General features: G+C 46.2%; 21 protein-coding genes. 4 read left to right on the top strand and 17 right to left on the bottom strand.

The window, feature by feature from the left end:
• Window positions 1–25: 25 nt before the first annotated feature.
• Both D0X99_RS06570 and D0X99_RS06575 read right to left on the bottom strand, forming a co-directional pair.
• Entirely contained in the window at window positions 26–877 is an 852-nt protein-coding gene (locus D0X99_RS06570) for a 3-keto-disaccharide hydrolase (protein WP_119476988.1), read from the bottom strand.
• The gene (locus D0X99_RS06575) at window positions 874–1,668 is read right to left on the bottom strand and encodes an endonuclease/exonuclease/phosphatase family protein (protein WP_119476828.1); all 795 of its coding nucleotides are present in this window, start codon (window positions 1,666–1,668) and stop codon (window positions 874–876) included. The genes D0X99_RS06570 and D0X99_RS06575 overlap by 4 nt, the downstream gene beginning before the upstream one ends.
• 223 nt (window positions 1,669–1,891) lie before the next feature.
• Here D0X99_RS06575 and D0X99_RS06580 point away from each other — a divergent pair, with 223 nt between their 5' ends.
• Window positions 1,892–3,496 (top strand): AsmA family protein, encoded by a 1,605-nt coding sequence (locus D0X99_RS06580; protein WP_119476829.1) that lies wholly within the window; start codon window positions 1,892–1,894, stop codon window positions 3,494–3,496.
• 25 nt (window positions 3,497–3,521) lie between these two features.
• Here D0X99_RS06580 and D0X99_RS06585 read toward each other — a convergent pair whose 3' ends face one another.
• Window positions 3,522–3,806 carry a sll1863 family stress response protein gene (locus D0X99_RS06585; protein ID WP_119476830.1) on the bottom strand — a complete coding sequence of 95 codons (285 nt, stop codon included), beginning with the start codon at window positions 3,804–3,806 and terminating at the stop codon, window positions 3,522–3,524.
• A gap of 256 nt (window positions 3,807–4,062) precedes the next feature.
• Between D0X99_RS06585 and D0X99_RS06590 the strand changes: the two genes are divergently transcribed.
• Window positions 4,063–5,466, top strand: coding sequence for a S8 family peptidase (locus D0X99_RS06590; protein ID WP_199708024.1), 1,404 nt, complete (start codon window positions 4,063–4,065; stop codon window positions 5,464–5,466).
• Window positions 5,467–5,517: 51 nt separating this feature from the next.
• Here the strand turns inward: D0X99_RS06590 and D0X99_RS06595 are convergent, their stop codons facing one another.
• Both D0X99_RS06595 and D0X99_RS06600 read right to left on the bottom strand, forming a co-directional pair.
• Window positions 5,518–6,138 (bottom strand): FMN-binding negative transcriptional regulator, encoded by a 621-nt coding sequence (locus D0X99_RS06595; RefSeq protein ID WP_119476831.1) that lies wholly within the window; start codon window positions 6,136–6,138, stop codon window positions 5,518–5,520.
• A 78-nt stretch (window positions 6,139–6,216) separates the two neighbouring features.
• Window positions 6,217–7,107 (bottom strand): phospholipase A, encoded by an 891-nt coding sequence (locus D0X99_RS06600; RefSeq protein ID WP_119476832.1) that lies wholly within the window; start codon window positions 7,105–7,107, stop codon window positions 6,217–6,219.
• Between the two features lie 139 nt (window positions 7,108–7,246).
• On the opposite strand from D0X99_RS06600, the gene D0X99_RS06605 reads away from it, so the two are divergent.
• Window positions 7,247–9,526 carry a helix-turn-helix domain-containing protein gene (locus D0X99_RS06605; RefSeq protein ID WP_119476833.1) on the top strand — a complete coding sequence of 760 codons (2,280 nt, stop codon included), beginning with the start codon at window positions 7,247–7,249 and terminating at the stop codon, window positions 9,524–9,526.
• Between the two features lie 342 nt (window positions 9,527–9,868).
• On the opposite strand, the gene D0X99_RS06610 is transcribed toward D0X99_RS06605, so the two are convergent.
• The 6 genes from D0X99_RS06610 to D0X99_RS06635 form a co-directional block, all read right to left on the bottom strand.
• Window positions 9,869–11,386, bottom strand: coding sequence for a M20/M25/M40 family metallo-hydrolase (locus D0X99_RS06610; protein WP_119476834.1), 1,518 nt, complete (start codon window positions 11,384–11,386; stop codon window positions 9,869–9,871).
• A 249-nt stretch (window positions 11,387–11,635) separates the two neighbouring features.
• On the bottom strand, window positions 11,636–12,100 hold the full coding sequence (locus D0X99_RS06615; RefSeq protein ID WP_199708026.1) for a hypothetical protein: 465 nt from the start codon (window positions 12,098–12,100) through the stop codon (window positions 11,636–11,638).
• A 71-nt stretch (window positions 12,101–12,171) separates the two neighbouring features.
• Window positions 12,172–13,245 carry a serine hydrolase domain-containing protein gene (locus D0X99_RS06620; RefSeq protein WP_119476835.1) on the bottom strand — a complete coding sequence of 358 codons (1,074 nt, stop codon included), beginning with the start codon at window positions 13,243–13,245 and terminating at the stop codon, window positions 12,172–12,174.
• A gap of 243 nt (window positions 13,246–13,488) precedes the next feature.
• Window positions 13,489–13,929, bottom strand: coding sequence for a DMT family transporter (locus D0X99_RS20375; protein ID WP_158587680.1), 441 nt, complete (start codon window positions 13,927–13,929; stop codon window positions 13,489–13,491).
• A 148-nt stretch (window positions 13,930–14,077) separates the two neighbouring features.
• Complete coding sequence (locus D0X99_RS06630) at window positions 14,078–15,058, bottom strand: cyclase family protein (RefSeq protein WP_119476837.1); 981 nt, start codon at window positions 15,056–15,058, stop codon at window positions 14,078–14,080.
• Window positions 15,058–15,660, bottom strand: a complete 603-nt coding sequence (locus D0X99_RS06635) for a flavodoxin family protein (protein ID WP_199708028.1) — start codon at window positions 15,658–15,660, stop codon at window positions 15,058–15,060. Before D0X99_RS06635 ends, D0X99_RS06630 begins: the two co-directional genes overlap by 1 nt.
• Before the next feature lie 194 nt (window positions 15,661–15,854).
• On the opposite strand from D0X99_RS06635, the gene D0X99_RS06640 reads away from it, so the two are divergent.
• Window positions 15,855–16,451, top strand: a complete 597-nt coding sequence (locus D0X99_RS06640) for a Crp/Fnr family transcriptional regulator (RefSeq protein ID WP_119476838.1) — start codon at window positions 15,855–15,857, stop codon at window positions 16,449–16,451.
• A 108-nt stretch (window positions 16,452–16,559) separates the two neighbouring features.
• Here D0X99_RS06640 and D0X99_RS06645 read toward each other — a convergent pair whose 3' ends face one another.
• From D0X99_RS06645 to D0X99_RS06670, 6 genes are all read right to left on the bottom strand, one after another.
• Entirely contained in the window at window positions 16,560–17,033 is a 474-nt protein-coding gene (locus tag D0X99_RS06645; protein ID WP_119476839.1) for a glycosyl-4,4'-diaponeurosporenoate acyltransferase CrtO family protein, read from the bottom strand.
• A gap of 396 nt (window positions 17,034–17,429) precedes the next feature.
• Entirely contained in the window at window positions 17,430–17,882 is a 453-nt protein-coding gene (aac(6'), locus tag D0X99_RS06650; protein WP_119476840.1) for an aminoglycoside 6'-N-acetyltransferase, read from the bottom strand.
• A gap of 60 nt (window positions 17,883–17,942) precedes the next feature.
• On the bottom strand, window positions 17,943–18,707 hold the full coding sequence (map, locus tag D0X99_RS06655) for a type I methionyl aminopeptidase (RefSeq protein ID WP_119476841.1): 765 nt from the start codon (window positions 18,705–18,707) through the stop codon (window positions 17,943–17,945).
• Window positions 18,708–18,850: 143 nt separating this feature from the next.
• A complete protein-coding gene (locus tag D0X99_RS06660; protein ID WP_119476842.1) occupies window positions 18,851–19,276 on the bottom strand; it encodes a hypothetical protein in 426 nt (141 codons plus the stop codon).
• 50 nt (window positions 19,277–19,326) lie between these two features.
• Window positions 19,327–19,818: a hypothetical protein gene (locus tag D0X99_RS06665; RefSeq protein ID WP_119476843.1), complete on the bottom strand. Its 492-nt coding sequence runs from the start codon at window positions 19,816–19,818 to the stop codon at window positions 19,327–19,329.
• A gap of 108 nt (window positions 19,819–19,926) precedes the next feature.
• A complete protein-coding gene (locus tag D0X99_RS06670) occupies window positions 19,927–20,427 on the bottom strand; it encodes a helix-hairpin-helix domain-containing protein (RefSeq protein WP_119476844.1) in 501 nt (166 codons plus the stop codon).
• Between the last annotated feature and the right edge of the window lie 101 nt (window positions 20,428–20,528).

Genomic DNA, 20,528 nt, shown 5'->3' on the forward strand with positions numbered 1-20,528 from the left:
AAAAGGGAGGTTTTACCTCCCTTTTTTAGTTTTCGGCTAAAGCCTGATTTACGGTTTCCCGGAGCTTTTTAGGATCGTCTTTTAATTTGGATAAATCCACCACAGCCACTCTTCTGAAATCGATCGGATGGCTTTCGCTTTGCAGGGAAATATAGCCTGACTTCAGCAGCATGCCGTCAATTTTGACTGCAGGATCCACAGGACTCACATTTCCGCCTCCGATTTGAGGCTTGTAATAGCTGAATACCGTATCTGCTCCCACCAAATGGTGGACTTCCTCATCACCCATTACGATGAAATTGGCGGTAACCCACTGATCCCCATGGTAAGTTTGTGATTTTGAGTTGATGCAATGCGGGGTGAAAAGCGTGTCTGCCAAGACTACATTGGTTCCAGGAGTGCAAAGGTTGCAGGTAGTCCGAGGATCTTTGCCGTTTCCACCAAGGAACTGGGCCTCGATTGAAATCGGGAAATCCTGATCTTTGAGCATGGTATTCGGGTCTTGAGAGTGAAGCATGGCTCCGCTGTTTCTCAATGCCCATCCTTCTCCACCCGGACACTGCTCCCCGATAAATCGGTACTCCACTCGAAGGAGGTAGTAGGAAAATGGTTTTTTATAAAAAATATGTCCGTATTGACGGTCAAATTTTGTGTAGCCGTCGTAACGGACTTGCATCATGCCCTCGGCCACTCTGAAGGTGTTTGCGAAATTTTCACCGACTTCATGGGTTCTGATTTTCACAGTCCAATCCTTCAGATCTTTTCCATTGAAAAGCTCTTCCCACTTAACTTTTTTACCGGAATGGATAGCATTGAATCCAAAAATTCCTACTAGAAGTAATAGTGTCAAGGGAAGGTATAGGGCTGATTTTTTCATTGTTCTTCTTTTTTCATCCGAAGCACTGCCCATACCGGGTAATGGTCAGAAAATGGGAGAGGTAAGACTTTGTATTCGACCAGTTCAAATTTTCTTGAATCATACCAGATGTAGTCAATCCGTGCGCCATTTTCAGGAGTGCCATAGGTGACCATGGTAGAGTCAGACATTGCACCGGCCTCTTTCCAATGGGAAGGTATTCGCTGATATTCCGGAGAGTCAGGAGTAAAATTCAAGTCGCCAACCCAAATCACGGGCTTGTCCAAAGAATCCGCGTAAGACAAAATGGAGTCCAGTTGGGCGATCCGGTTTTCCTCAAATTCATGGCAGAGGTGGGTTCCTCCAAAGTAGAACTCTTCCATGGTTTTTAATTCCGCTTTCACCCAGGCGATTGACCTAGGCTCTCCTCCGGCAGGATTTGGGAGCTTGATAGTGTGGTATTTCGAGCCTTTTTTCACCAAAAGTCCCTCTCCATATCCGCCTTCCTCAAAATCCATTGCTTTTCCGAAGTATCCACGATAGCCGGTTTCTCTGGAGAGTTTGCTTATGAAATCGAGCTTTTCCCCATAGATTGTTGCCGATCGCAACGTCATACTGTCGATTTCCTGTAGAGCAATTACCTCAGGTTGACGCTGAATTAGTAGATTGGCAATGTCCTGAAAATTGGGCGTTCCGGGCTTATCCGGCCGCTCCCCATGATAAACATTATAAGTAAGGATTTTGACATCCTGTGCTGATCCGGATAAAGCAAGGCAACAACTTGCAATCCAAGCGAAGAAAAATTGCTTCATTCCCAAATGTATCAAATTGTAATTTACTCAAGTAAGCAAATTTGATGAAGAGACAAGAAAATCTGCTTTTCTGGGTGTGGGTAAAAGGAAATTCGAGTTTTGGAATTCGGGGTTTGGGGCCTGAGAAAAATCATGGTTTTACTTAATTAAAAAGGTAACCTTTAGTCAATGGTTTTGGTGATTGTTTATCATTGGAATTAAGAGGAACTAATACGAATACGAAATGAAGATTTTAAAAATTTTTGGCATTCTGGCAGTGATTTTTTTAGCCTTGCTTGGGTTTGGGATATACTGGGGCAAGAATTGGGTCTACCAAAATCTCGAATCGGTAATCAATGCCAAGCCTGACCGAAAGTATGATTTCACCTTTGACAAGGTTGAATTCAGTTTGCTCCAAAAGGTTATCCTGATTTCAGAAGTGAAAATTACGCCAGTCGGTGACCAGAAGGGGGTTTTCGTAGAGGGAAAAGTCGCCCAGGTCTTCCTCAATAAATTCAGTCTGTACCAGCTTTTCATGGAAAAAGACATCCAAATCAGGGAATTGATGTTTTCCCAGCCTGAATTTGTGATCCATATCCCTTTGGAGAATCCCGAAGAGGAAAAAGCAGGGGAAGCGATGAAAAGTCTATTCGGAGATATTTTGTCCAGAGGAGGAATCGAAAACTTTGAGTTGGGTCAAGCCAGTGCGGTGATTCTCTTGGGAGAAGAAAAAATCGGAAGTTTCAGCGACTTTAATCTGGTTGCCAATGACCTTCGGACGGATTCTTTGAAATGGAGCTATCCAATTCCTTTTGATTATGGGAGGATTTTTATGTCCATGGACAGTTTGGATTATCGATTGCCTAATGGACAGCAATTGAAAGCTGGAATGATCATCTTTGATACCAATACCCAACAATTCAAGATGAATGACCTTTCACTGAAGTACATCGCAGGGATTAGGGAGGCTTCCAAAAAGATGGAATTTCAGAATGATTTGATTGATTTTGAGTTGGATTCCTTGGTGTTTTCAGGTTTGGAAGCCAACAGTAATTTGTATTCTGATCTGGATGTCAGAGCAAGAAAGCTTGAGGTTGCCGGATTGATTTTGGAAGACTACAGAAATAAAGATCTTCCCAGACCCAAGGATGAAATTAAGCCTCTTTTTCAGGGAATGGTTAAAAAAATATCCGTCCCTCTCAAATTGGATACGCTAAGGATTACAAACGGAGCGATCGCTTACGGCGAGTCTGTTCCCGGTAAAAACGATTATTGGAATCTCCATATCGATCATCTGAACGGCGACATTGTCAATATCACGACGATTGATGCGTATCAGAAAAGCTTCGAACATTTCGATGGAAATTTTACTGGGAAAGTCGAAGGAAGTGGCTCTCTGAAAATCAATCTGAAAGTCCCTTACGATAAGGATGAATTTGATATGGAAGTTGATTTTACCAATTTCCCCATGCCCAAGGTGAATGAAATTCTCAAACCCATCATGAACGGGGATATTGTCACCGGCGATTTGGTCAAGATGAACTTGAAAATTCACGGAGATCCCAAGAAGTCAACCAATACCTTTAGGTTTGACTACACCAATTTAAAAATGGAACTTTTCAAAAAGGGGGAACAGAAGAAGAACAGATTCCTTTCTTCCGTGGCCAATGTAGCCCTCAACACTTCCAATTTGCCCGGAGAGAAAAAATACCTTACGGCAAATTATACCGTGGCGAGAAATCCAAACCGGGGACCATTTTACCTCCTATGGCAAAGTACTAAGGAAGGAATGATGAAAATTGTGCCGGGCGGGGCGGTCAAGGAAATCCTCAGTGGCCAGGAAAAATAAAAAGCCGGGATTCCGGCTTTTCCCTTTAGTCAAAGAGTCTACCCAAGTGGGTGAATCCTTCTTTGAACGACCTGAGTGAATCTCCAAGTACGTCTTTCACTTCCTCCCATTTTTCCTCTGCCTTGTCTTCCATGGAGTCAAGTTTAGCCTCCAATTCATCCTTTTTAGCTTTCATCGCAGCCATCTTTTGGTCAAAATCCTCTCTAAGATCAGCTGAGATTGAACTTCTTTTTGACTGTAATTCCTGAAGTTTTGCTTTTGCATCGGCCAAGGCTTCCAAGGCTTTTGCTTTTATTTCTTCTTTTTTCATTTGAAAAATGGATTTGTTGATTCCTTTAAGTTAGCCAAATAACGCATCATTTTCTCACGAAAAGCCAATTGTTAATCAGATGGTTACGGCTAATGGACTACAGATGTAGGTTTCAGTGATGTTCAAATCCAAAATCAGATCTTTCTAAAACAGGAATTTTGAGATGAAAAATTATTTTAAGCTTCCCTTTATGAGATGTAGGATATGTTCTGTTAACCTCCTATTTTTCATTAAATCATTCAACCAAATTTACCTTATGAGAAAACTTTATTCTGCGCTGTCTTTTTCTGCCTTGTTGGGCATGGCAGCGTCCTGTTCGGACATCATCGAAAATGATGTAGCAGTAAGCGACGCCACCGAGCGTGTGCTTCAGGAGAATTATGTGCCAGGCCAACTTTTGATTAAGTACAAGACTAGCCAGGCAGGATCCAGATTGTCCCAGGATATTCTTGCAATGATTCAGGCCAATGTTGTGGAAGAAATCACCACCGGAGCTATGGAATTGGCCAATGCAAGAAAAGGCGGGGAGTCCGGAGACCTTTTACTTGTTGAGTCAAGACTGGGTACCATGGAAGCCATCGAGCGTCTTCGCAACATGCCTGAGATTGAGTATGCTGAGCCAAACTGGATTTATCAGCACTATGCGACTTCAAATGACCCCTATTTCTTAAATAGCCAACTTTGGGGAATGTATGGATCTAGTACTTCTCCAGCCAATCAATTTGGTACTGGAGCTGCTACAGCTTGGGCTGCTAATAAGATTGGATCTTCTGCAGTTTACATCGGAATCATCGACGAAGGCTACATGTTCAATCACGAAGACCTTGTTGATAATGCCGGCACCAACCCCGGTGAAATTGTCAATAATGGAGTAGACGACGACGGCAACGGTTTAATAGACGATATCTACGGCTGGGATTTCGCCGGAAACAACAGTTCATTGTTTGACGGAACAGGTGATGACCACGGTACTCACGTAGCCGGAACTATCGGAGGAAAAGGTGGAAATACAAAAGGAGTTGCAGGTGTCGTTTGGAACGTAAAAATGATTGGTGCTAAATTCCTTGGAAGCCAAGGTGGAACCACCGCCAATGCAATCAAGGCAGTGGATTATTTCACAGACTTGAAGACCCGTCATAATTTGAATATCGTGGCTACCAATAACTCCTGGGGTGGCGGAGGATTCTCCCAGGCCCTGAAAGATGCGATTGACCGTGCAAATAATGCTGGTATCTTGTTCATTGCTGCTGCCGGTAACTCAGCCTCAAACAATGACGTCACTGCAAGCTATCCATCAGGATATTCTTCTGCCAACATCATTGCGGTTGCTTCTATCACTAGTACCGGTGGATTATCTTCCTTCTCTCAGTACGGTGCAACTACCGTAGATATCGGAGCTCCGGGTTCTGGAATCTGGTCTACGGTACCTGTTGCCGTAGGAAAAGGTAAAAATGCCACCATTGGTTCAGGATATGCCAGCTACAACGGTACCTCCATGGCTACTCCGCACGTGACGGGTGCTGCTGCCTTGTATGCTTCTTTAAATCCAAATGCGACAGCTGCCCAAATCAAAACTGCTATCATGAGCGCTGCTACTCCAACCGCTTCACTTGCAGGAAAAACAGTAACCGGAGGAAGATTGAACGTTACAACCTTTTAATTGATCAGTCTCCCATAAATGGAAAGAGCCCCAATCGGGGCTCTTTTTTGTTTACAGCGGTCTTCGTTTACGCATTTCTTCAGATACTTCTTTATCCAGAGGAAAGGGACTTTCATCCAGTTTTTTCACAATGTTGTGATAATTGACATCGTCCCGGTTTTGGGAAAGCTTGGCACTCGCCTGCACCTCTTCGATTTTGATTTTAAAGCCTACCAATGCCCGAACTTGACTTTCCACATAAGCTGGACTCATCGTTTCCACATGCACCCGGTTTGGACGCCCATGCTCGTACACATCCACCAAAGTTTTGAGGTGATGCATCAGTTCTTCCCCTTCGATAATTCTGATTTTCCCGTACACGTGCACGGCCAAGTAATTCCAGGTTGGGACATTCTCGTGATTGTACCAAGAGGATGAGATGTAGGCATGCGGCCCCTGAAAAATGACCAAAACATCTCCGTTTTCAGGAAGGGACTTCCATTGAATATTGGCTTTGGCAAGGTGCCCATGGAGGACAGGGTCACCACTTGAGTTTTTATCCAGGACAAAAGGGAGATGGGTAGCCCAAGGCCTTCCTTCCACTTGGCTTACCAGCGTTGCAAAGGCATTTTTCTTCAAAAAATCTATGATCTCGGGTTCTTCTTCCCAGTTGTTTTTTGGATGGATGTACATGTTGATGTGGGATTTTTTTAAAAGCTAAAGTAGTACTTACGGCATTCCCTTTTTCAGGGTTAATCCCAATTTTGATACTTACCAATCCACAAAGGAAATCCCAAACCCAAGGGTGGTCTGCCGATGATTGTAATCAATTAGTGTTTCCCCGTGACCGGTAAACAACTGCACTTGGGCCCTCAGGTGTTCCATGATCGGGTATTCGTAAGTCAATTGGGCTCCGCCGTGATTGTCTTTGATTTTCAGGGAATTGGTTGCAATCAGGTAAATGCTGTGCTTTCCTTTGGAATAGGTTACCGTGGCCTCAGCTCTTCCGATGTAATTGGTGATTTCCGGATTTTGATCGTCTTTATCCGGTATTCTGATCCACGACCTTAGGATAAGTGACCAATTATTCCTTTCCAGTCCCACATGGAAAATTATCCGGTTCCAGCTTCGGGAAAGTGGAATATCCCTGCCGTTGGATTGGTGATTCAGGGCAAAACCCAGCATTTTTCCCTTCATTCCAAAAAAGTTGAAATCAACCGGATAATTGAAGATTAACTCCGGCTCAAAGTTCAATTCCCGGAAGGCTCGGGATCGCTCCAAATTGTACACTTGCCAAAAGGCCTTTTGGGTAAAAGCCAACCAGATATCGCCTTTTCCGGAAAATAGCGACTGCGCGATTTTGGTTTTGAAACTCAGCTGAAAGGTTGCCTCATAGGATTTCAAGTCCAATTCCTCAGTGGAGGAATAGACTGGATTTTCGCTTTGAGGAAGTTGGTTGGGATTGTTACTCCACTTGACTGCGTTGATGAAAAATGGCTTGTAGGAGGTAAGTCGAAAAGTCCCCCGGTTGGTCTCAAGACCAAGTTCCCAGCGCTCTGAAAGCGTTTTGGTGCTGATCGGTTGGAAAGCTTTGTGATTCGCCTGGGACAAAACTGTAAGTGGGAAAAGGATTACAGAAGTTACCGCAAGAAGTTTTTTCATTGATAATCGGATGACTTTTAAATCTACTGAATTATTTCCAACTCCTTGGTTTTCCCTATTCCGGATTTGTTTTTGGAAATGCAGCTGTAATTCTCCTACCGAGGGAGACAGCTTCAGGATTTAATGGTAATTTAGTTTGATGAATAATGAATCAACTGACCGACTGGAGTTTGCGGCCAGGTTTGTCAATACCACCGGAGCTCCGATTTTTTTGACAGGCAAAGCGGGTACAGGCAAGACGACTTTTTTGCGGGATCTCAGCCGACTGACCCACAAGCAATTTGTGATCGTAGCACCTACAGGCATTGCAGCGCTCAATGCCCGGGGAGTGACCATCCATTCCCAGTTTTTGCTTCCGTTTGGTTCTTTTCTGCCTACCAACGAGGCAGAAGGGAATTTTACGGACCAACATGGGTTTTTTACCCAGCAGACCCTGGCCAGGAAGCATCCACTGAACCATATCCGTAGGACGGTACTGAAGTCCATCGATCTGCTTGTGATCGATGAGGTCAGCATGCTGCGTGCGGACATTCTGGATGCAGTTGACTACCGCATGCGCAGTGTCAAACGAAATTTCAAGATTCCATTTGGAGGAGTTCAGGTGCTGCTGATCGGGGATTTGTACCAGCTTCCTCCCGTAGTCAAAGATCAGGAATGGACGGTGCTGAGCCGGTTTTACAAGTCCATGCATTTTTTTGAGGCCAAAGCCCTCCAAAACTCCGGGATGATCTACCTCGAGCTTGACAAAATCTTCCGGCAACAGGATGACGTTTTTATCCGAATTTTGAATCATTTGCGGGACAACCGGGCCACTGCCGAGGATGTGAAAGTCCTCAATCAGCACTTTCGGACTCCGGATGAAATCCGTGATCTGCCGCCCTGTATCACCCTGACCACTCACAATTACAAGGCCGACGAACTCAATCTCCGGGAGTTGAGAAGTTTGGATTCGCCTTCTTTCTTTTATGATGCCGATGTGGAGCGGGACTTTCCCGAAAACCTTTTTCCCCTTCCACAATCCATCGAACTCAAGGTGGGAGCCAGGGTCATGTTTATCAAGAATGACTCCTCGGGACTTTCTTCCTATTTCAACGGAAAGCTCGCCACGGTAACGAACCTGGAAGAGGATCAGATTTGGGTGGAAATGGATGATTCCCGTGAGGAATACGTCCTGAAAAAGGAGCTATGGGAGAACAAAAAGTACAAGATCAACCCAGAAACCAAGGAACTGGAGGAGGAAGTGATCGGGACTTTTTCCCAGTATCCGATCAAGTTGGCCTGGGCGGTCACGGTGCATAAAAGTCAGGGATTGACCTTCGACCGGGCCATTATTGATGTGGGGCAGGCATTTGCTCCGGGGCAGGTCTATGTGGCACTGAGTAGGCTAAGAAGTTTGGATGGCTTGATCCTCCAAACCCGTGTCCAGCCGGATGTCATCTATTCCGATCCCAAAGTGGTGGACTTTACCCAAGGTGCTGCCCATCAGCATTCCTTGAATGAACTGCTTTCCGAGCGTCAAACCCAATATTTGGCGGAACTGATTCAGGATACATTCGAGTTTGAAAGCCTCCGAAATTCCCTGAATCAATTTGATAAAAATCAGGACAGCAGTATGGAGTTTGAAGATGAAAGTCTTCGTCAGGATCTTCCTCAGCTGTTTGAATTATTGGGCTCTGAGCGGGAAAATACGGGGAAATTCGTCGCTCAATTGGGCAATCTTTTGAGAATGGGAGAGCAGGAAAAGCTCCTGCAGCGTCTGGAAAAAGGGACTGAATATTACCTGGGCTTTCTGGATCAGGCACTGGAAATCCTGATGGAACATGAGGTCAAAGTGGAGGATTTTTCCCGGATCAAAACCTATCAAAGCGGACTGGAGGAACTCGAATTCGAACTCCTCCGAAAATATGCCGGTATCGCCAGAAGTGCCCGACTGATTCAGGCCATTTTGAAAGGGGAAAATACCGGAAAACTGACCGACGTGGATCAGTTGGTGGCCAAGAAGCGAAAGTCCATCCTCGCTAAAATCAGAGAAAACAATCCCAAAAAAGCGGAGGCATCCACCAAGACCGGAAAGAAAAAATCCAAAGAAAAGCTGCCGAAGCCCCCAAAGGAGAAGAAGGAAAACACGAAGGAACTCAGCGTTCAGCTATTCCTTTCCGGCAAAAGTCCGGAGGAAATTGCCAAAGAACGGGAGTTTACTCTGTCCACCATTATGGGCCATTTGGGCCAAGGAGTCAAATCCGGGAAGTTGAAATTGGAGCAATTGGTGGCCGAAAAGGACATCAAGGAAATTCAGTCCGTAGCCGGGAAATTCGATTCCCTCAAGACCTACTTCGAGTATTTCGAAGGGAAATTCGATTACGGGACGCTAAGACTGGTGCTGTTTTTAGGGGAAGAAGAACTTCGAAATTCGAGGTAGGAAGTACGAAATACGAAGCTTTGGTTAAAGTTGAAGTTTTAGCCAAAGGATACCTTCCCACTTTGGAATTTTACAACCCTGAAAAAAATCTCGAACATCGAATCTCGAACACTGAAGTTTAAAAAATCCGAGACTCCGACCTAGTTAAGAAAGTTGACCCAGCACTGCTTAGCCATTCGAAAGCACAAATCCATAACGAGCAGTTTCATTCACTCCCCCTTGAGAGCCTGTCCTGAAGAATTTCGGGAGGGTCGGAGGGTACAACAAGACAACGCGCAGCTGACAACCCGATAACCTAGAAACAAAGAACATCGAATATCGAACGCTGAATCACCTCCCAACTCAATACATTTTCTCACTCAACACACTCATAATCGTCAGAATCCCCTCTTTGTAGTTTCCAAGTCGGAGATTTTCATTCGGACTGTGCTGATTGTTGTCGGCATTGACGGTAGGGATGGTGACTGCCGGAATACCCAAGGCATCCACAAATGGAGAAATCGGAATCGAACCGCCGGAAATTCGGATCTGTACCGGATCCTGACCAAAAGCCCGGTTCATCGCTTTTCTCAGCCATGCCCCAGTCGGGGAATCCATCGGAGTACGGAAGGCTTGATAAGAAATGGACGTATTCACCTTCACGATTTTGGGATAGGTCATACGCTCCTCGTCGGTGGGGTCTTTTTCAACGATGTGGAAACCCTGCTTTCGGATATGGTCTTTGATCAGGCCAAAGAGACGAACAGGATCGGATTCCGGTACCAATCGCATATCAAGTTCTGCCACGGCTGTAGCCGGGATGATGGTGGTCGCTTGTGCACCGGTGTATCCGGCAGACATGCCCCGGATATTCAGGGATGGGTAATTGATGCTTTCCTGATAGCTTTGGCCTACTTGATCAGTTCGGCCTAGGCCCAATCGCTTTTTCACAGCAGTTTCGTTGTCCGGTACGGCGGCGAAAATCTTCCGCTCCGCATCCGTGAACGTGATGCCATCGTAAAATCCCGGAATAACCACCCGTCCGTTTTCATCCTTCATGGAGGCCAACAGCTGAGACATCAATAGGGCAGGATTGGGAGCATAGTTGCCATAGTGGCCGCTGTGCTGGGGAAGTTTGGGCCCGTAGGTAGTCAGAAAAAGCTCTGAAATTCCCCTTGCCCCATAGCTGAGTGTTGGCAGATTTGAAGTATGTCGTGGGCCGTCCATGATTAGCATCAGGTCGGCAGCGAGTTTGTCTTTGTATTGAATCACCGCTGCGGGAAGTCGGGGCGAACCCTGTTCCTCTTCGAAGTCCAGGATAATTTTCACCGAATAATCAGGAGAGATTCCCGCCTCGGTCAGCGCATCCCAAGCTGTAATCAGCATAGCCAAGGGGCCTTTGTCATCGGAAGTCGAGCGGCCGAAAACCCGCCAATCCGGATTGTATTCGGTTCGCAGTTTTTCCATAGGAAGAACCTCCCAAGTTCCTGAAGCAGTTTGGGCTTTGAGGACAGGTTCATAGGCATTGGGCTGATCCCACTTGCTGATGTCCACGGCCTGACCGTCTACGTGAAAGTAGAAAAGGGCAGTTTTCTTGGCGTTGGGCTGCTTTTTCTCCACCAAAAGCAATGGAATTCCTCCCGTTTCCAGTCGCTCCTGGGTCCAGCCTCTTGCGGCGAAAACCTGCTCACACCATTTGATATTCACCTCGATTTGCTCAGGAAATACCGCGTCATTGGGCATAGCGACAATCTCATTAAGCAAGCGGAGACCGGATTGCCAGTGTTTTTCAGTCAGGGCTTCCAGTTTGGTGCGGTCAGGAGTCTGTGCAAAAAGTCCGGTGGAAAGCAGGAAGGCAAGGAGGATGAAGAATCTTTTCATGGAAGGGTGATTTTCTGCTACAGAGATACACAGAAAATAGGAGAGGTGCACAATAGATTTACTGCAACGTTCACGGAGGAAAATGGAGATTTCGAAAAGAATTATCCCTCACAGAGGGCACAGATTCTTCAATTTTATTGACTGCCTTAAGTCTCAATGTGAATCATTCATTTTTAATCCACAGGGAATCTGTGTTGATCTGCATAATCTGTAAGAGGAAAAAAGCTTCAACTGCAGTGAATATCCGGATTACTCTTCAGAAGTAAGATTCAGTTGCCGGCCTTCCTTCTTCGCTTTCTCATCCATGCTCGTTCCAAGTGCAATGCCAATCGCCATTCCGAAAGGTAAGCCCAAGCCCAAGTATGCTAAATTTCCTAGACTCAATCCAAACGCTACCCCAAAAGGAAGTCCAAAAGCTGACATCCCCACCACCATCCATTGGGTACGGAAATGGTCCTTTGGGACGAGCTTGAGTTCTTTTTCCAACTGTTTTAAAATGTCTGTGAGTTTGGCGGTAAGGAATTTTTGAAGGGGCTTGCCTGTCAGTGAAGTGGCATTGATTTCCTCCAGTTTCCCATTTATCGAGGTCACGATGGACTCCGGTAAATATCTGTTTTTGAGCTCATTTAAAAGTCGTCTCAGTTTTAGAAACTGTTCTTTGCTTCCTTTTTCAGCAAGGAATTGCTCATTTTCTTTCAGTTCGATTAGGTTCATGGCAAAGGATTGAAAAGTTTGTGAGTTGCTAAAATAGGAGTCCTGTTCAAAGAATTTCCACCTATCGGCGATTAATTGAATTCGATTGCTTTTTTGCCCGTGGCAAGGATAACCAACTGCTCCGTAAACTCCGGCAAATTGGTGGCATTCGTATTACTCAGCACCAGGAAGGTTTTGTTCCCTTCGGTCAGGTGCAGCCAATTGGCATTTGCTCCCCAGATGGACCCTTGCCGGTTTGCGGCTTTGAAGGTTTGGTCCCCAAAGGTGGTGTCCGAGACCCAAAATCCATATGCTACCCCATAGAATTCAGGATAGGGGGTAAGCATCAACTCCAACGTTTTTTGGCTCAATAATTTGGCTTTGAAAATCCCTTCGTCAAACTTCAGCAAATCCTCCGCGGTGGAATACATCGCTCCTGCCGAAAAGTAATTCTCGATATACATCGGGTCGTCTTTGTAAAATAACCGCGAGCTGTCATCCAGATTGTAGGTTTCCACCAAGCCTTTGATAATATCCCTGCTGTAAAGCAAGTCGGTATTGACCATGTTCAAGGGTTGAAAAATTTCTTCCCTTAAATTTTGCGCAAAGGATTTTCCGGTGACTTTTTCAATGATGCGACCCAGAATTATGTAATCGCCATTGTTGTAACTAAACTGTTTACCCGGTTCATTCTCCAACTTGCCGCTGCAGTGCTTGTCAATAAACTCATCCACCGAGAGGATACTTTGATACACGCCGATGCCTGTGTCTCCTTCGCAGTTGGGGATGCCTGAACTGTAAGTAAGCAACTGGTGAATGGTCACCTTGTCCTTTGCTTCCCCTTGGTAGGCAGGAAGGTAAGTGCCCAATGGCGCCTGAAGATCAATTTTACCTTGCTCGTACAGCTTAAGAATCAGCACGGCGGTAAAGGTCTTCGTGATGGAAGCGATTTTGAACTTGGAGGTGGGTTCTATGAGATTTCCGCTTTGCCGGTTAGCCAGACCTACTCCGGTCAGGAAATCAATTTTTCCGTCTGTGGCTACCAGGACTACTCCGTTAAAGTTTTTTTCAGTCTGATAAAAATCCGTTAGCGATGCAAAATCTTTCTGCCCAAAGCCAAGGTGAGAAAATAGCAGGAAGGTCAAAAGTAAAAGTATTCGATTCATGGTGCCGGTGGAGGGTTGGTTGAGAAAAAGTAATCCAAAACGGGTACGCTAAGCCGGATTGCCTCCTAAAAAGAGGAAACTTACTCGCGTAACCTGATCAATGGAATCTTTGTTTGAATTTCTCCAAACCGAACCTCGGAATTGCACTTTTGCTTGCTTTTTACCTCGGATTTGTGCCTAAGGATGGCCATATCCGAAGGGGTAAAAACTAGGAGGGGGAAATCCCCAGTAGCTGGATTGGATTTACTTTTTGATCAGCAGGATTCCACCTACCACGAGTATCATTCCCAGGATTTTGGAGAGGTTGATAGGTTTGATGGGGGTGCCCAACCAGCCGTAGTGATCCAATAAAAGAGACATCACCAGCTGTCCTCCGATGACTAAGGTTAAGAAAGTGGCGATCCCGATCCGGGGGGAAGCGACCACGGTGGTGATGATATAGAAAGCCCCGACCAGTCCTCCCATCCAGGCATAGATGGGGGCCTGGTGGACCTGATGCAATGATTTTTGCAGTTCGGTCAGCTTGCTCAGACTGTATATCAGCAAGGCAATGGTACCCACCGAAAAGGAGATCAAGGAGGAGGTGACCGGATTGCCGGAAAAGGTGGTCAGCTTGTTGTTGAAGGCGATTTGCAGGGGCAAGGTCAGGCCTGCGAGGATCGTCAGAAAGTGGAATTTGTTCATGGGTTTGAAGAGGGGAATTGGGAAGTTGAAAGTGGATTTTTGGGAAATAAGGGAAAGGGGAGGAGGGCGTTTTGATCCCTCCGGCCCCTTTGGCTTAATCGGCCCCTGCAATAGGTATAGGCTGCACCGGATACCGAAAAGCGTTGGTTTAGTGTTTTGGTCGGATCGGCAGCGCAATCGGACGCATCGGTGCGGCGCTCGCACCCCGGAGTTTGAGCGAGGAGGCGATAAAGGCAAATTCATACACCTGATCTTGGGCCAAGGTCTCGAGATTCATCTGTTCGATAAACATCACGCCTTTTTCGGCCAGTAAATAGGTATGCACCGGCACCCAATTGTCTTCCCGCTCTGGTGGAAAGGCCTCAAAACTCAGGTTGTCCGCGCCCAGCAACATCACCTGGTTTTCCTCCACCAGCCATTTGACGGCGTCGAGGTTGATGCCTGGATATTGGTCGAGGTATTTGGCGGCGTCTTCATACTGCCGCGCCTGACCGGTCCGGATCAGCACCACATCTCCCGCCTGGAGGCTAAGTCCCTGACGGGTCAGGGCTTCTTTCAGGTCCTGGGACGTGATTCGGTAGTTTGGAGGAAGGCTCTCGGTGTTTTTCGCAGCAGGAATGTCGAGGAGCACACCACGGGCGATGATCGTCGGGATGGTTTCGGCGCCGGTTTTCTTCCAGCCTTTGTCCCCCAAGTGCTGATCAGCGCTGAATCCGTTCCAGATTTTCCCATTCAGCCCAAAGTGATTGAGCGCATCGATGTGGGTGCCCATGTGGGTGTACATCGAGATGGCATCTCCGGTGTAGCTCACTTTGTTGTTCATCGTATCGCCCAGTCCGTTGGGATTGTCGACGACCGTTCCTCTCGGGGTATGGGTCAACCAAAATTGGTAGCCCGGATCGCCCAAGGCATGAAAGCTGGGCATGCCCACAAAGTATTCCACGCTGAGGTCGTAGGTCTTGCCGGAGGCGATTCGGCTCAGGATGGCCAGTTTGGATTCCTCACTCATCCGGTTGAGCGCACCGATTTCATCATCTTTGCCCCAGGGGCTTTGGCCGACTTCTTCTTTGGCTTGGCCAAAGGCGAGAAAGGGCTGGATCAGTCCAGCCAGGATCAGTAGTTTTTTCATCAGTAGTTATGTTGGTGTTCAAGGGTATTCACAGGTTGTACTGCTTCTTTTGATTTGACCTGAAGGGTGATTTCTGCGATCCGCATCCCAAACAGCTCCGCACTCAGCAGGTCGGCCGGTGGGTGAAATTCCAGATGCGAATTGTCCGAAAGGGTCATCAGCCCGAGGTAGCTTGCCATGCCGTTGTGTTCGGGCAATTGCCGGCCTTTTTCATCGTACTGAGGCATCATGCCCAGTGAGATCCAGAGCATACTGTGTTGCGCGGCAAAAAGGGAAAGGCTGATCAGCGTGGCCAGCTTGTCCCCGTTGACACTGGAGGAGTTGGTAAAGCCTGCAGCGAGTTTGTTTTTCCAGAGTTGACGGGACCAGGCCGAACCCGTGGATTCCATAAACTGCTTAAACTCGGCCGATACATTGCCAAAATAGGTCGGGCTGCCAAAGACCAGCGTGTCTGCCTCTAGGAGGAGTTGGGGCTGTTCCATCGCTTCTTTGGTGGTCAGCAGGTGGACATCCGGAAGGACTCGGCTGGCACCCAGTCGGATGTGTTCGGCCACAACTTGGGTGTGACCAAAACCACTGTGGTAGATAATGAGTAGTTTCATGGTAATCATTGGTTTAAATGGATTCCTGCATGTCTTTTTGTGAGGATTGGGGATTTCCCTTGTGTCTCGCTTGGGACCATGTTCGGTTTCCTCTGTTTTTTTGATTTCTTTGTTTTTTTGATGGCTCAAAGTTCCGCGGAAAGCAGGCCCTCAGAAATGAACTGCATTATCAAATTGGATTGAACTGGTTCAAGATGAAAACCAACCTGTTACTGGAGAGTCTGGAAAAGCACATCGTGCTCACGGAGGTGGAAAAGGAGCTGATCACTGCCGTTTTGAGGGAGCGAAAAGTGAAAAAGGGGCAGTTTCTCGTTCACGAGGGAGCCGTCTGCCGCTGTACCAACTTTGTGACGGAGGGGAGTCTGAGGACGTATTTTGTGGATCGGGAAGGGCAGGAGCACATCGTCCAGTTTGCCATCGAGGGGTGGTGGATTTCCGATCTGAACAGTTTTATCCAGCAGGTGCCGGCTACCTTCAATGTGCAGGCGATCGAAGACAGCGTGGTGATTGAACTGCCCTACGAAGGACTGGAATCACTTTTTGACCAAATCCCCAAACTGGAGCGCTACTTCCGGGTGATTACCCAACGGGCTTTTGTGGCGTTTCAGCAGCGGGTGGTCCAGAATATCAGCATGAGTGCCGAGGATAGGTATTTGGCTTTCCGGCAAAAATATCCCCGGATCGAATTGCGCATCCCTCAGAAGTGGGTGGCTTCTTACCTGGGGATTTCAGCGGAGTTTCTCAGCAAAATCAAAAAGCGGCTGAAGGAAGAGGAAGGGAAAAGGAAGTAGGCAAAGGAAGGATGCTGAAAAGGATCAGATCCAGTCACAAATCCCCGCAAAGACTGCATGAATAGAAGCTCAAATCTGCCTGAGGACTGGCAGGTCTGATGACTTGCGTTAGCTGGTTTTTTGGCGTTTGAGAAGTAGGTCGATTCTTCGTTTGTTTTCCTGCTGGAGTAGGGAAGGGTAGAGATTCAGAAACACATTCGGGATCATCATGGTGAGTCCAAAAACGATGCTTATGTTGAAACTCTGAAACAAGGCAAAAGCAGCTACAAAAAGAAACCCGATCAGGTGGCTGATTTCCGCAAGGGTCATTTGATGGCGGATGGCGCTTAAATCGGTGTTTTTGCTTTCCACCTTGATACTTTGGTTGAAAAAACTGAAAAACGTGTTTTTCACGATCCACTTGAACTGCTCAATTCCGATCGCTTTGTTCATTGCCCTGCTTGGGATGAAATTCAGGTGTGACAGTTTTGGGTAGTACTGGGTTTTCACCAGAATACCATTGCCGATCATTCCGACCATCCACGAAACGATGGAGATGGAAAGTCCAAAGGTGAAGCCTGTCAGGAGGTGATTCGTAATCATAAGTAAGGTGTGGCTAGCGACTAGAAAAGGAATTCACGGGAAGATTCCCAAAAGAGGCGAAATCGATCAGCCCATCGGCGGGCAAGGTGAAAAGGTGTAGCATGGTAGTTAGAGTGGGAAAAGCCAAGTTTTAATACCCGATTCTAGCTTATTTTTCGGTTTTTTCCCAGAGATATGGGCGATGGCGAATAGCAAATTTGAAGGGATTGGAGAGTGGGTTTACTCCCGATACCTATCACGGATCCCACCCGGCCCCAATCTGAACTCCAAAGCTTGGAAAGAGAAACTACCCCTAGAGAAGATGTTTGATTGGATTCCAAATTCAAAAAAGTAAAAGGGTGTGGATACCATCTCCACCGATTGATTCCCTGTTGGAAGTTAGTCAGGGAATCAATTTTAATCGAGATTCTTGATGAAGCATACGACTTGTTCCACTTCCCGGAAACCTGCCTTTTTATGGAAATCGATGCTGGCCTGATTGGTCAGGGGAGTGTCTGAGGCAAATTGCTTCAGTCCCTTTTGGCGAGCCCAGTTTTCCGCCTCACTGATCAGCAGTTTGGCAAGGCCTTTTTTTCGGTAATTGGGTTTCACAAAAATCCCTTCCAGGTAAGCGGTTGGAGTGGTTTCCGCCCCTTCCACATAGTCCTGACGAATGGAAACATGAAGGAACGCCACGAATTCGGTGTGTTCCTTGAGAAGGAAGCAAGCTTCGTTTTCCGAGTTGATCAAGCCTAGATAATGCTCAAATTCCTCCTGAAACCTGCAGTCGGTCCACAATTCCACTACCAGCTCGGTCAGTTCCCTGAGGTTTTCCGACGAAAGTTTTTCGATCGTTAGTTGGGTATTCATTCGTGTCAGGGGTAATGGGTTCTCAGTAACTTCAGTCTAGCCAAATCCAGGCAATGGAACTTAATTCCAGATGCCGTTCATTTCGGTCAGGATCAGGGGTTTTCCATCGGTCACCACCAAGGTGTGCTCGTGCTGGGCCATAAATCCGCCTTTGTCCCCAACCATAGTCCAGCCATCTTCGAGCGTTTCCGCATAGGTGGATGTTGTGGAAATGAAGGTTTCCACTGCAACCACCGAGTTTTTCCTGAATCGGGTCTGATTGTACCGATCTCTGAAATTGGTGATTTCGGCAGGAGCTTCGTGCAGACTTCGGCCGATTCCATGTCCGCTCAGATTTTTGATCACCTTATACCCGCGTTTTTTGGCTTCGGTTTCGATCAGGTGTCCCAAATCCGCCAGGCGAACCCCGCCTTGGATGGAGTAGATGGCTTTGTGGAGGATTTCCTTGGAGGCATCGATCAGTTTTTGGTGCTGGTGGATGTCCTTGCCGAGGACAAAGGAGTTGCCGTTGTCCGACCAAAAACCGTCCAGTTCGGCGGAAACATCAATGTTGATCAGGTCGCCTTCCTGCAACACCCGGCGGGAGGAAGGGATACCATGGCAAAACTCCCGGTTGACGCTGATGCAGGTCCAACCCGGAAAGCCATAGGTCAAATAGGGGGCGGATTTTGCGCCAAAGCTGGACAGCAGCGATGCCCCAAACCGATCCAATTCCTGGGTGGTCATGCCCGGCTCGGCATAGCGGCACATTTCCTTGAGGGTAAAAGCGACGGCCTCACTGGCCTTTTTCATTCCCTGGAGTTCGGATTCTTTGGTAATCGACATGGTAAAAGAGGATGTGGAGTTGGGAAAAAGTACCTGTTTCTTTCGTACGGTTCAAAGTCGCAAAAGTTGGGGACAGCATGAAATTCTGGAATATCTGTTTTACCAACAGTGCTTGCCAGTTCGCCTGAATATTCCTTACTAGTTTAATCTGTTTTCTTGGCCATTAACCTGTTTGCTACACTTAACTCTAGGTAAACCAGCAATCCGATAATAAGAATTTCAACCAGAAAATAGGCTAATCCTAATGGTGTTAAGCTGTTGGAATAAGCATATAGCATGGTCATGATCAACAGACAATACAAAGAATTACTTATACCGATTATTCTTAAATAGGGTGTCCAACAGCCTTTCAGAAAAAAGCAACAAGACATCGAATAAACACTGTAAACCAAACCAAATGCTGATAAGTAGGTCAACATGTTTGCCGGCATACCCACGTAATCGTGGTAAGGTCTTACTACAAAAAACAAGGAAAATGCGGTCAGTGCAGCACCCAAACCGTCCAGTAGAAAAAGCGACTTTGGTTTTCCTGAAAAGTAATCCAGGATGCTTTTGATGGAAATTCCCATTTAATCTTTTCCGTAAAAAATTATTGCAATCGTCTTTTTGAGGTCAACCGTTAATTGTTCTGTTCAGGAGCTGGTTTGTATTGAAATCTTGCACTTTCTTTCCATTCCCCATTGTCTACCGACCTTTCTTCAAGAAAATCTATTTTCCCATTGTTCGGTTTCATTGTTACTCTCCACTTAGTTAGATTATCTCCTGTCTGTCGCTGTCCCTCAAAGACAAACCTGTCGTCAATCCATTGTCCTCGTAGAGTTCTTGAATTACCGCTTCCATATAGTCCATAGTAGATGTAAGCATTTTCCAATTTAGAATAAGAGAAATAGCTAATTGAGTTGTCGGCCTTGTTCTCTTTTGAGGATGATACACATTGAAGATGATTGCCCTGTATCCAATCGCATATTTCAATATAGGTCAATTCACTTCCGTCAACTGTCCATTTACCTTTAATGAAGGAAAGTCTTTCTTGCTCAACTGTCAGGTTGTCGCTTTGTCCGAAACAGTTAATGGAAATCAGTATTGTTGCAATTAGGATGTATCGTCTCATGATTTTTATTTTTTTCTGTCCGACCAAGGATTGCCAACGCTTGGCTATGAAGCCTTTCTTTTATCCTTCAAAAAATAATTAACCAAAAGTAATGTTTTAAAGCTGTTGTCAGTGGCTGTCTTTATTGTCTTTTAGTTTATATCCCAATGCTTCAAACCACGCTTTTTGAGGCCTGTTTTTTGGATAACCGTTTTCAGCGCGAAACTTTTTTCGTTCTTCAGTAAAGTCCCACCACGTTTTACTCGTGTCATTTGTGTTCGCAAAATTCACGATTAATCTAAATTGGTCTTCAACGCAAGGGTCAATCCAATATCCTTTTTTCTGTTCGAATTCATCGGTGAGTTTAGCGCCGTCTTTTTGCTTTAATTCGTTGAGTGAATAGTAACCTAAAAAAACGAGGTCTTCGGCAAACTTTATTCCGACTGATGGAACGGTTTGAAATTCTGCTAAGGCATAAATTTCCTTTGCCCGTTCCGGTGTAACGTTAAGCAAAACTTCCAATTCGTCAGCTGCAAAGTCAAGGACCTTGGCAATTTTGATTTTATGCTTTCTCAAATTGGCTTTTTCAACTTCTGTCAGCGGAAGTTTTATGTTTGTCTTACTTTTCATCTTCGGCAAAAGTCAGCGAACGTTTTCGGGCTTGGCGTAGTGGCGGATTTTGGAGCAAAACTGTCAAAACATCATCCCGAAAGCTTTCGGGATTGATGCGA

It is taken from the genome of Algoriphagus lacus (genome assembly GCF_003583985.1).
Lineage (GTDB): Bacteria > Bacteroidota > Bacteroidia > Cytophagales > Cyclobacteriaceae > Algoriphagus > Algoriphagus lacus.

Coding starts and splice junctions, on each gene's coding strand:
- D0X99_RS06570 (WP_119476988.1), bottom strand. CDS start 877: ATGAAAAAATCAGCCCTATACCTTCCCTTGACACTATTACTTCTAGTA.
- D0X99_RS06575 (WP_119476828.1), bottom strand. CDS start 1,668: ATGAAGCAATTTTTCTTCGCTTGGATTGCAAGTTGTTGCCTTGCTTTA.
- D0X99_RS06580 (WP_119476829.1), top strand. CDS start 1,892: ATGAAGATTTTAAAAATTTTTGGCATTCTGGCAGTGATTTTTTTAGCC.
- D0X99_RS06585 (WP_119476830.1), bottom strand. CDS start 3,806: ATGAAAAAAGAAGAAATAAAAGCAAAAGCCTTGGAAGCCTTGGCCGAT.
- D0X99_RS06590 (WP_199708024.1), top strand. CDS start 4,063: ATGAGAAAACTTTATTCTGCGCTGTCTTTTTCTGCCTTGTTGGGCATG.
- D0X99_RS06595 (WP_119476831.1), bottom strand. CDS start 6,138: ATGTACATCCATCCAAAAAACAACTGGGAAGAAGAACCCGAGATCATA.
- D0X99_RS06600 (WP_119476832.1), bottom strand. CDS start 7,107: ATGAAAAAACTTCTTGCGGTAACTTCTGTAATCCTTTTCCCACTTACA.
- D0X99_RS06605 (WP_119476833.1), top strand. CDS start 7,247: ATGAATAATGAATCAACTGACCGACTGGAGTTTGCGGCCAGGTTTGTC.
- D0X99_RS06610 (WP_119476834.1), bottom strand. CDS start 11,386: ATGAAAAGATTCTTCATCCTCCTTGCCTTCCTGCTTTCCACCGGACTT.
- D0X99_RS06615 (WP_199708026.1), bottom strand. CDS start 12,100: ATGAACCTAATCGAACTGAAAGAAAATGAGCAATTCCTTGCTGAAAAA.
- D0X99_RS06620 (WP_119476835.1), bottom strand. CDS start 13,245: ATGAATCGAATACTTTTACTTTTGACCTTCCTGCTATTTTCTCACCTT.
- D0X99_RS20375 (WP_158587680.1), bottom strand. CDS start 13,929: ATGAACAAATTCCACTTTCTGACGATCCTCGCAGGCCTGACCTTGCCC.
- D0X99_RS06630 (WP_119476837.1), bottom strand. CDS start 15,058: ATGAAAAAACTACTGATCCTGGCTGGACTGATCCAGCCCTTTCTCGCC.
- D0X99_RS06635 (WP_199708028.1), bottom strand. CDS start 15,660: ATGAAACTACTCATTATCTACCACAGTGGTTTTGGTCACACCCAAGTT.
- D0X99_RS06640 (WP_119476838.1), top strand. CDS start 15,855: ATGAAAACCAACCTGTTACTGGAGAGTCTGGAAAAGCACATCGTGCTC.
- D0X99_RS06645 (WP_119476839.1), bottom strand. CDS start 17,033: ATGATTACGAATCACCTCCTGACAGGCTTCACCTTTGGACTTTCCATC.
- map (WP_119476841.1), bottom strand. CDS start 18,707: ATGTCGATTACCAAAGAATCCGAACTCCAGGGAATGAAAAAGGCCAGT.
- D0X99_RS06660 (WP_119476842.1), bottom strand. CDS start 19,276: ATGGGAATTTCCATCAAAAGCATCCTGGATTACTTTTCAGGAAAACCA.
- D0X99_RS06665 (WP_119476843.1), bottom strand. CDS start 19,818: ATGAGACGATACATCCTAATTGCAACAATACTGATTTCCATTAACTGT.
- D0X99_RS06670 (WP_119476844.1), bottom strand. CDS start 20,427: ATGAAAAGTAAGACAAACATAAAACTTCCGCTGACAGAAGTTGAAAAA.